At 69.4% G+C, this 7,633-nt stretch carries 9 protein-coding genes; 8 read left to right on the top strand and 1 reads right to left on the bottom strand.

Annotation, left to right across the window (positions count from 1 at the left end; genetic code table 11):
* From Q4P07_RS13540 to Q4P07_RS13530, 3 genes are all read left to right on the top strand, one after another.
* Positions 1–465 (top strand): NADH-quinone oxidoreductase subunit A (locus tag Q4P07_RS13540; protein ID WP_368660285.1); only part of this gene is annotated, 465 nt, incomplete at its 5' end.
* Positions 466–533: 68 nt separating this feature from the next.
* Positions 534–1,079, top strand: a complete 546-nt coding sequence (locus tag Q4P07_RS13535; RefSeq protein WP_368660286.1) for an NADH-quinone oxidoreductase subunit B — start codon at positions 534–536, stop codon at positions 1,077–1,079.
* A complete protein-coding gene (locus Q4P07_RS13530) occupies positions 1,076–1,669 on the top strand; it encodes an NADH-quinone oxidoreductase subunit C (protein WP_303375443.1) in 594 nt (197 codons plus the stop codon). The genes Q4P07_RS13535 and Q4P07_RS13530 overlap by 4 nt, the downstream gene beginning before the upstream one ends.
* An 11-nt stretch (positions 1,670–1,680) precedes the next feature.
* Here Q4P07_RS13530 and Q4P07_RS13525 read toward each other — a convergent pair whose 3' ends face one another.
* Positions 1,681–2,970, bottom strand: a complete 1,290-nt coding sequence (locus Q4P07_RS13525; protein WP_303375442.1) for a glycoside hydrolase family 1 protein — start codon at positions 2,968–2,970, stop codon at positions 1,681–1,683.
* 119 nt (positions 2,971–3,089) lie between these two features.
* On the opposite strand from Q4P07_RS13525, the gene nuoH reads away from it, so the two are divergent.
* The 5 genes from nuoH to Q4P07_RS13500 are packed head-to-tail and all read left to right on the top strand — an operon-like array spanning position 3,090 to position 7,615.
* Positions 3,090–4,064, top strand: coding sequence for an NADH-quinone oxidoreductase subunit NuoH (gene nuoH / locus Q4P07_RS13520; protein WP_303375441.1), 975 nt, complete (start codon positions 3,090–3,092; stop codon positions 4,062–4,064).
* Positions 4,061–4,660 (top strand): 4Fe-4S binding protein, encoded by a 600-nt coding sequence (locus Q4P07_RS13515; RefSeq protein WP_303375440.1) that lies wholly within the window; start codon positions 4,061–4,063, stop codon positions 4,658–4,660. Before nuoH ends, Q4P07_RS13515 begins: the two co-directional genes overlap by 4 nt.
* Entirely contained in the window at positions 4,657–5,205 is a 549-nt protein-coding gene (locus Q4P07_RS13510; protein WP_303375439.1) for an NADH-quinone oxidoreductase subunit J, read from the top strand. The genes Q4P07_RS13515 and Q4P07_RS13510 overlap by 4 nt, the downstream gene beginning before the upstream one ends.
* Positions 5,202–5,582: an NADH-quinone oxidoreductase subunit NuoK gene (gene nuoK / locus Q4P07_RS13505; RefSeq protein ID WP_303375438.1), complete on the top strand. Its 381-nt coding sequence runs from the start codon at positions 5,202–5,204 to the stop codon at positions 5,580–5,582. Before Q4P07_RS13510 ends, nuoK begins: the two co-directional genes overlap by 4 nt.
* Entirely contained in the window at positions 5,579–7,615 is a 2,037-nt protein-coding gene (locus tag Q4P07_RS13500; RefSeq protein WP_303375437.1) for an NADH-quinone oxidoreductase subunit L, read from the top strand. Before nuoK ends, Q4P07_RS13500 begins: the two co-directional genes overlap by 4 nt.
* Positions 7,616–7,633 lie beyond the last annotated feature (18 nt).

The following is a 7,633-nucleotide window of genomic DNA, read 5'->3' as shown; positions in this document are numbered from 1 at the left end:
GATCTGCGGCAACCGCTCGGGGCGGGCTCAGGTTGGACCGTCCGAAATATTCACCGTGGTCTCCGTCACGTCCCGCACCCCGAGGATGCGGCGGCTAGGGTGATCGAGATGCGTGAGTACCTCGTGGTCGGTCTCGTCGTCCTGGCAGGAATGGTCATCGTGACCAGCGCCATGGGCGTGCGCCGCCTGCTCGCGCCCGTCGACCCCACGCCTGGAAAGCTCACCACCTACGAGTCGGGCGTCGACCCCGTCGGCTCCGGCTGGGCGCAGGGCAGCGTCCGCTACCTCGTCTACGCACTCCTCTACGTGATCTTCGCCGTCGACGCGGTCTACCTCTTCCCGTGGGCCCTGGTCATCCGCACCGAGCTGGGTGTCGCGAGCCTGGTCGAGATGGCGATCTTCATCGGTGTTCTCGTCGTCGCGCTGCTGCACGTCTGGCGCCGCGGACTCCTCCGGTGGTGGTGACCGTGGTCCCAGCGCCGGCAGATCGCCCTACTTTGACAGCACTGCCCACCCCCCGTGTCGGCGCACCCGTGGAGCGCGCGCCCCGAGCCGTCCAGGTTGTCCTGAACTGGGGCCGCAAGTACTCCCTGTGGGTGTTTAACTTCGGCCTGGCCTGCTGCGCGATCGAGTTCATCAGCGCCTCGATGGCGCGACACGACTTCATCCGTCTGGGGGTCATCCCGTTCGCTCCGGGACCGCGGCAGTCCGACCTGATGGTTGTCTCCGGCACCGTGACCGACAAGATGGCGCCGATCATCCGCCGCCTCTACGAGCAGATGCCCGAGCCCAAGTACGTCATCTCCTACGGCGCGTGCTCCAACTCCGGTGGTCCCTACTGGGACAGCTACTCGGTGACCAAGGGTGTCGACCAGCTGATCCCCGTGGACGTCTACATCCCGGGCTGCCCACCACGGCCGGAGGCGCTACTCGCGGGCATCGTCGCGCTCCAGCAGCAGATCGCCGCCGAAACGCCGGGGCGGGCACGGGCACGGCTCGCCGGCAGGTATGGCGATCGGCCGGTGACCTCGGGCGAGGTCACCCGTGCCCTGGTGGCGCCCCCGGAGAGCTCCGCATGAGCGAGGTCGATGTGCAGGAGCGTCGGGTCGAGCCGGGAGGATGGCACGACGCCGTGCGTGCGCTCAAAGAGGACGGCTACTCCTTCTTCGACTGGCTGTCCGCGGTCGACGAGACCGATGCCGAGCCAACCACGTCGGACCCAGCCACGTCGGAGCCGGGCCCGGGCTTTGAGGTGGTGTGCCACCTGATCGACACGCACCTGCCGTTGCGCAGGGTGCTGCTGCACACGCGGGTGGAGGATGGTGCCGCGCTCGCCTCGGTCACCGATCTGTTTGCCGGCGCCGGTTGGCACGAGCGTGAGACGCACGAGATGTTTGGCATCGGCTTCGAGGGCTTCGACGACGGCACCGGGATGGGGCTACGGCCGTTGCTGCTCCCGGAAGGCTTCGAGGGCACGCCGCTGCGCAAGAGCTTCCAACTGGCATCGCGGGCGTCCAAGCCGTGGCCGGGGGCCAAGGAGCCGGGCGGCGATCAGGCTGGTCCCGCCAAGCGGGCGCCACGCCGGCGGCTCCTCCCGCCGGGCGTGCCGGACGAGTCGTGGGGCCCGCGCGGCGACGAAGCGGATTCATCTCCAGGTGGTGGCGGGTAGCTTCACCGCCGTCAGGGGCCGAGCGGGTAGGTCTGGCCGGCGACGAACTCCTCATACATCGACCCGGTCACGCCACCGTGGGCGATGATCTGCTCGAGGAAACGGCCCGAGTCGCGCACGGTCCGCTCCTGCGTGTCGTAGTCGTTGGCCACGATCCCGAACCGCATCGCCTCCCCCTCGGTCCACTCCCAGTTGTCCACAAAGCACCAGTGGTAGTAGCGCTCGAACGGCAGCCCCGAGGCCGCGATCTGCTGCAGGTGCTCGTAGATAAAGCGCGACCGGAAACGGTCCAGGCCGTCTGCAGTGCCGTTCTCGGTGATCCAGATCGGGCCGGGATAGCGAGCGTGCAGATCAGCAGCGACCTCGACCACCCCTTGTGGGTAGATCTCCCAGCCCAGATCGTTGACCGGCACCCCGGGGAAGGTGCCGTCGCCGATCCCGCGCACCGCTGACCGTGAGTAATAGTTGATGCCGAGGAAGTCGTAGTGCGGGCCTGGGGTGACATCCGGCGCCGGTCCGAGCAGCCGGTGGAAGCGGCCGCCCAGCATCGCGTCCGCGAGGATCTCTTGGAAGAGCTGCCGGTCCACGTAAGCGGCAGCGCGGTGCACCGGGTTTCGCGCCGTGCGCGGGGCGAAGACGCGAGCGTGGTGGGCGGCGCCGACCTTGGCGTCCGGCTGCAACCCGTGGATGAGGTGATAGGCGCGGCAGTGCGCCCGGGCCATGTGACGCAGGACCTGCCGCAGTGCCGCGAAGTCACGCCGGGCGGGTGGACCTTCGTTGAAAAGGTAGCTCTGCACCGCGTGCACATTGGGCTCGTTGATCGTCACCCAGTCGCTCACCAGGTCGCCCAGCTCCTTGACTACGACGGAGGCGAAGGACAGAAACCTGTCGACGGCATAGGGCGAGCTGAACCCGCCCAGGCCCTGGAACCACGAGGGTTGGGAGAAATGGTGCAGCGTCACCAGCGGCACGATCCCGACGTCCCGGATGGCCTGCAGTTCCTGCCGATAGCGTTCCAGCGCGGCCCGATCGATCTCGCCCGGGCGGGGCTCGATCCGGCTCCACTCCACGCTCATCCGGTAGGTCTGCAGCCCGAGCGAGGCCATCAGCTCGGTGTCCTCGCGCCACCGGCGCCAGTGGTCGGTGGCCCTCTCCGGCGTCGATCCGTCCTTGATCGTGCGGGACAGCTTCGACCAGTCGTACCAGTTGTTGTTTCGGTCGCCGCCCTCGATCTGCAGTGCCGAGGTCGCGACCCCGATGAGCAGGTCGGACGTCGAGAAGAGAAGGTCGCCAGCTGACATGCCGCTCAGTCTTGCGTATGACGAGGCGCACGTCAGCGCAGGACGGATCTGGCTCGGGCTGTGATTGCCTCGGTGCGGCACCTGCCAGGACCCACCCGAAGTCGTTAGGCTGGCCGACGATGCTCGCAGAACTTCCCGTGGCCATGGAGGTCGTCCTCAAGGCTGTCATCGTGGTGGCGGCCTTCCTCGTCCTGCCCCTGGCGCTGGGGCAGCTCGAGCACAAGCTCATGGGGCATATGCAGGGCCGCCTCGGCCCGATGGAGGCCGGACCGCACGGAATACTCCAGCTGGTCGCGGACGGCATCAAGTTTGTGCAGAAAGAGGATGTGATCCCGGCCGCCGCCGACCGGCCGATGTTTCGCCTGGCACCGGCCGTCGCCCTCATCCCCTACCTGGTCGCGCTGGCCGTGATCCCCTGGAGCGCCACCTGGGTGGCCGCCGACGTGCCTGCTTCGCTGTTGTTCGCGTTGGCCGCGACCAGCGTGGGCGTGATCGGCACCCTGATGGCTGGCTGGGGCAGCGGCAATAAATACGCCCTCATCGGCGGCATGCGCGCCGGAGCCCAGCTCGTCTCCTACGAGCTCCCGATGGTGCTGTCCGCAGCCTCGGTCGCGATCGCAGCCGGCACGCTCTCGCTCACCGGGATCGTGCAGGAGTGGTCGTGGTGGTGGCTGGCCTGGCAGGCGCCCGCCGCCTTCGTCTTCCTCGCCGCCGCGGTCGCGGAGCTGCAACGGACGCCGTTCGACGCACCGGTCGCGGACGCGGAGATCGTCTTCGGCCCGCTGACCGAGTACACCGGCCTGCGGTTTGCCTTCTTCTTGCTGGCGGAGTACGCCGGCATGGTCGTGATGGCGCTGCTTTTCACCGTGCTCTTCCTCGGCGGCTGGCGCGGCCCGTGGGGTGACATCGGCTGGGTAGGTGCCCTGTGGACCCTGCTCAAGGCCACCGTCGTGGGGGCCGTGATCCTGTGGTTCCGGGTGGCCTGGCCCCGCGTGCGTGAGGACCAGCTGCAGAGTTTTGCCTGGCTGGTCCTGCTGCCGATCGCGCTGGTGCAACTGGCGGTCACGGCCGTCGTGGTGGTGGCCATCTCATGAAGGGTCTGCTCAAAGGCCTGGCCACCACCGCCAAGATGCTGGCCCGTCGCTCCCACACTGCGCAATATCCCCATACCGAGCCCGTCCTGCCCGAGCGCTCGCGTGGCGTCGTCGCGCTCCTGGAGGACAACTGCACCTCCTGCATGCTGTGCGCCCGCGAGTGCCCCTCCTGGTGCATCTACATCGACTCCCACAAGGAGGAGACGCCGCCGGAGACCGAGGGCGGACGTGCCCGCAGCCACAACGTGCTCGACCAGTTCGACATCGACTTCTCCCTGTGTATGTACTGCGGGATCTGCATCGAGGTCTGCCCGTTCGACGCGCTCTTCTGGGCGCCCGACTATGCCTATGCCGAGGGTGACATCCGCAACCTGCTCCATGGCAAGGAACGGCTGGGCACCTGGATGAAGAACGTCCCGGAGTCGACGTGGCCGAAGAACTACTCCGGGTATGTCGAGGCGCCGACGCCTTCCGTGGCAGCTGAGCAGGACGGCGTGCAGGCGCAGCCGAGCACGAGGGAGTCGACGCCGCCCGAAGCGCACCAACCCCAAGCGCGGCAACCCGAAGCTGGCGAGACCGGGGCGGGTGAGGGGTGAGCGGTCTGGAGGTCCTCTTCCTGGCCGTCGCCCTGCTCACCGCCGGGTCGGCGCTGCTCTCGGTGATCGCCCGCGATGTGCTCCATGCCGCCCTGTGGCTCGTCGTGGTGCTCGGCGGGCTGGCGGGGTGCTACCTCGTGCTCGGTGCCGAGCTCGTCGCGCTCGTGCAGCTCCTCGTCTACGTCGGCGCGGTCATCGTGCTGGTGCTCTTTGCCCTCATGCTCACCCGCGACGGCGGTGTCCCCGTCGTCACCTCCCGCGGCCAGCGCGCAGGGTCGGCGTTGGTCGGCGCGGGCGTGACGATCCTGCTTGGCGGGACCCTGCTGATCGCCTTCGGGTGGGACCAGGTGCGCGTCGACGGGCCGAGCAACACCGAGGTCGCCACTGGGATCTTCGGCATCTACGTCTGGCCTTTCGAGCTGCTCTCCGCGCTCCTCCTGCTGGCCCTGGTCGCCGCCGTCGCCGTGGCACGCACGCCCGTCGGTGGCAAGGACTCGGCCAGTCAGCGCCCGGCGGCGCCGCCCTCCGAGGCGGTGGCGCCGTGATCAGGCCGGCTCTGCCCTTTCTGCTCGCGGCCGTGCTCGCGGGCGTCGGCGTCTACGGCATCCTCGCCAGACGTCACGCCGTGCTGCTCCTGATCGGGGTCGAGCTCCTGCTTGGTGCCGCCGGTCTCCTCCTCGTCACGGCCGGCCAGACGAACGGCGCCGGCGAAGTGAGCGCGGCCACGGTGTCCGGTCCGGTCCTGACCCTCTTCCTCATCACCATCGCGGCGGCCGAGATCGTCCTCGCGCTCGCCATCCTCCTGGCCCTCTTCCGTGCCCGCGGCCACGTGGACCTGCACGCGGATCTCGACCCAGGGCACAGGGCGCCTGCAGCCGCGGGCACCGGTGACGGAGACGCTGGCCGGGGGAGTGACGCGTGAACCCAGGCACCGCGGCCATCCCCGATCTGCCCGACCTGTCCTGGTCGGACTTCCAGCTCCCGAGCATCACCTTGCCGCATCTGCCCGTCCCCGATCTATGGGGCACTCCCGCGCAGTGGGCGATCCTCCTGCCCGCGCTGGCGGCACTGGCCGGGATCACCCTGTCCGGCCGGTCCAACCGGCTGGCCGCGTGGATCGCGGTGGGGGGAGGCTTCGGGGCGTTCTTCGCGACGCTCTGGCAGCTCTATGCGTTGAACCAGACCGCTAGCGGTCAACGGGTCTCCGGAACGACCGGGGCCCTTCCCTTTGGTGGGCTCGACGTCCCCTTCGAGCTCACGGTGACCTGGCCGTTGGCCCTGATCGCGGTCACCGTGGCGACTGTCGCCCTCATCGTGCAGGTCTACTCGCGCTGGTACCTCTGGTACGACCCGCACTATCGCGCCTTCGCTGCGACCGTGTCGATCTTCACCGCCGCGATGCTGCTCACCGTGCTCGCCGATGACATCCTGCTCCTGCTCGTCGGCTGGGAGGTGATGGGCTGGTGTTCCTACCTGCTGATCGGGCACCACTCCACCAAGGCCGCTGCGCGGCGGGCCGCAGGAAAGGCGATGCTGGTCACCCGCACCGCTGACATCGGCTTCGTCCTCGGCCTGGTGGGACTGGCCGCCGGGGCGGGGACGACCAAGATCAGTGCCATCGTCGACCACTGGAGCACCCAGGGCCCGAGCCGGGCGCTCGCCCTCGTCCTGCTGCTCGTGGTGATCGGGGTCGCCGGCAAGTCCGCGCTCTTCCCCTTCCAGGACTGGCTGCCGGACGCCATGGAGGGGCCGACCCCCGCCTCGGCGCTCATCCACGCCGCGACGATGGTCGCCGCCGGGACCGTGGTGCTGACCCATCTCTTCCCGCTGCTCGCTATGACCGATAGCGTCCGGCTCGTGCTGGCCGTGCTCGCGTGCTTCACCATGTTGGGGGCGGCGCTGCTGGCCTTCGCGCAGGGCGACCTCAAGCGGCTCCTGGCCTGGTCCACGATCAGTCAGGTCGCCCTGATGCTCGGTGCGCTGGCTGCTGCGACGCCGGGCACCGGTCCGGACGCCGCGGCCCAGCACCTCATCGCCCACGCGTGGTACAAGGCACTGCTCTTCCTGGCCGTCGGCTGGCTGGCGGTCCTGGTGGGTGGGACCGCGATGGCCGTGGTCGCCTCCGGCGCGCGCCGCTACCGGGTGCTGCGTCGCCGTTTCGCCTGGGGTCTGCTCGCCCTGGCAGGGGTGCCGCCGTTCGTCGGCTTCTTCTCCAAGGAACAGATCCTGGGGACCGCCGAGATGGGCGCCCTGACCGACGGCGGGCTCGCCGCCGTGATCGTCCTCTCCTCCGTCGGGGCCGCCGCTCCGCTCACGGCCGCCTACTGCATGCGGGCCTGGCTCGTCCTTAACCGGCCGACCGACCTCGAGCAGCATGTGGCGACCTACGCCCAGGGCCCGGTGGAGCGGATCGACGACTTCTTCGAGGAGCCAGCAGTGCTGCGGGAGGCCGAGGGCGTCGAGCGGGCGGAGTCGGCGATCAGCTCCTCGGCCCGGCTCGGCACGACGGTGCTCGTCCTGATGTGTCTGGCAGGCGGGGTGGTGGCCTCGATGCCGGTCTGGCGCAGCGACGTGCACCTCAACCTCGAACTGCTCGTCGCGACCTTGCTCCTCATGGTGGTCGCCGCTGCTGCGGTCAGCCTCGCGGCCCGCGGCGTCCGCACCCGGGACGCCGCCGCCCGGATCCCTGCGACGCTGAGTATCGCCGCCGAGAAGGGGCTCGGCGCTGACTATGCCTACCGGCTCCTCGTCGCCCAGCCCGTGCTGGCCGCGGCCCGGGCCGTCACCTGGTTTGACCGGGAAGTCCTCGACGCCTGGGTGCGTGGGGTCGGTGCCGGTTCGCGACTGGCCGGGCTCGCTGCCGACCTGCTCAGCCCGCGCCGCGCCACGCCCGCCATCGGACTGGTGCTCGTCGGAGTCCTCGTCCTGGCCGGGATCGGCGTGGTGACGAGATGACTTTCACCGCGATGACTT

This window comes from Ornithinimicrobium sp., assembly GCF_030537745.1.
GTDB lineage: Bacteria > Actinomycetota > Actinomycetes > Actinomycetales > Dermatophilaceae > Ornithinicoccus.
Note: the sequence above shows the minus strand (reverse complement) of the source record. Positions and strands in the feature narration are given on the sequence as shown.

Bases quoted from the DNA above. Each gene is read 5' to 3' on its own strand.
- Q4P07_RS13525 (WP_303375442.1), bottom strand. From the start codon at position 2,970: ATGTCAGCTGGCGACCTTCTCTTCTCGACGTCCGACCTGCTCATCGGG.
- Q4P07_RS13530 (WP_303375443.1), top strand. From the start codon at position 1,076: ATGAGCGAGGTCGATGTGCAGGAGCGTCGGGTCGAGCCGGGAGGATGG.
- nuoH (WP_303375441.1), top strand. From the start codon at position 3,090: ATGCTCGCAGAACTTCCCGTGGCCATGGAGGTCGTCCTCAAGGCTGTC.
- Q4P07_RS13515 (WP_303375440.1), top strand. From the start codon at position 4,061: ATGAAGGGTCTGCTCAAAGGCCTGGCCACCACCGCCAAGATGCTGGCC.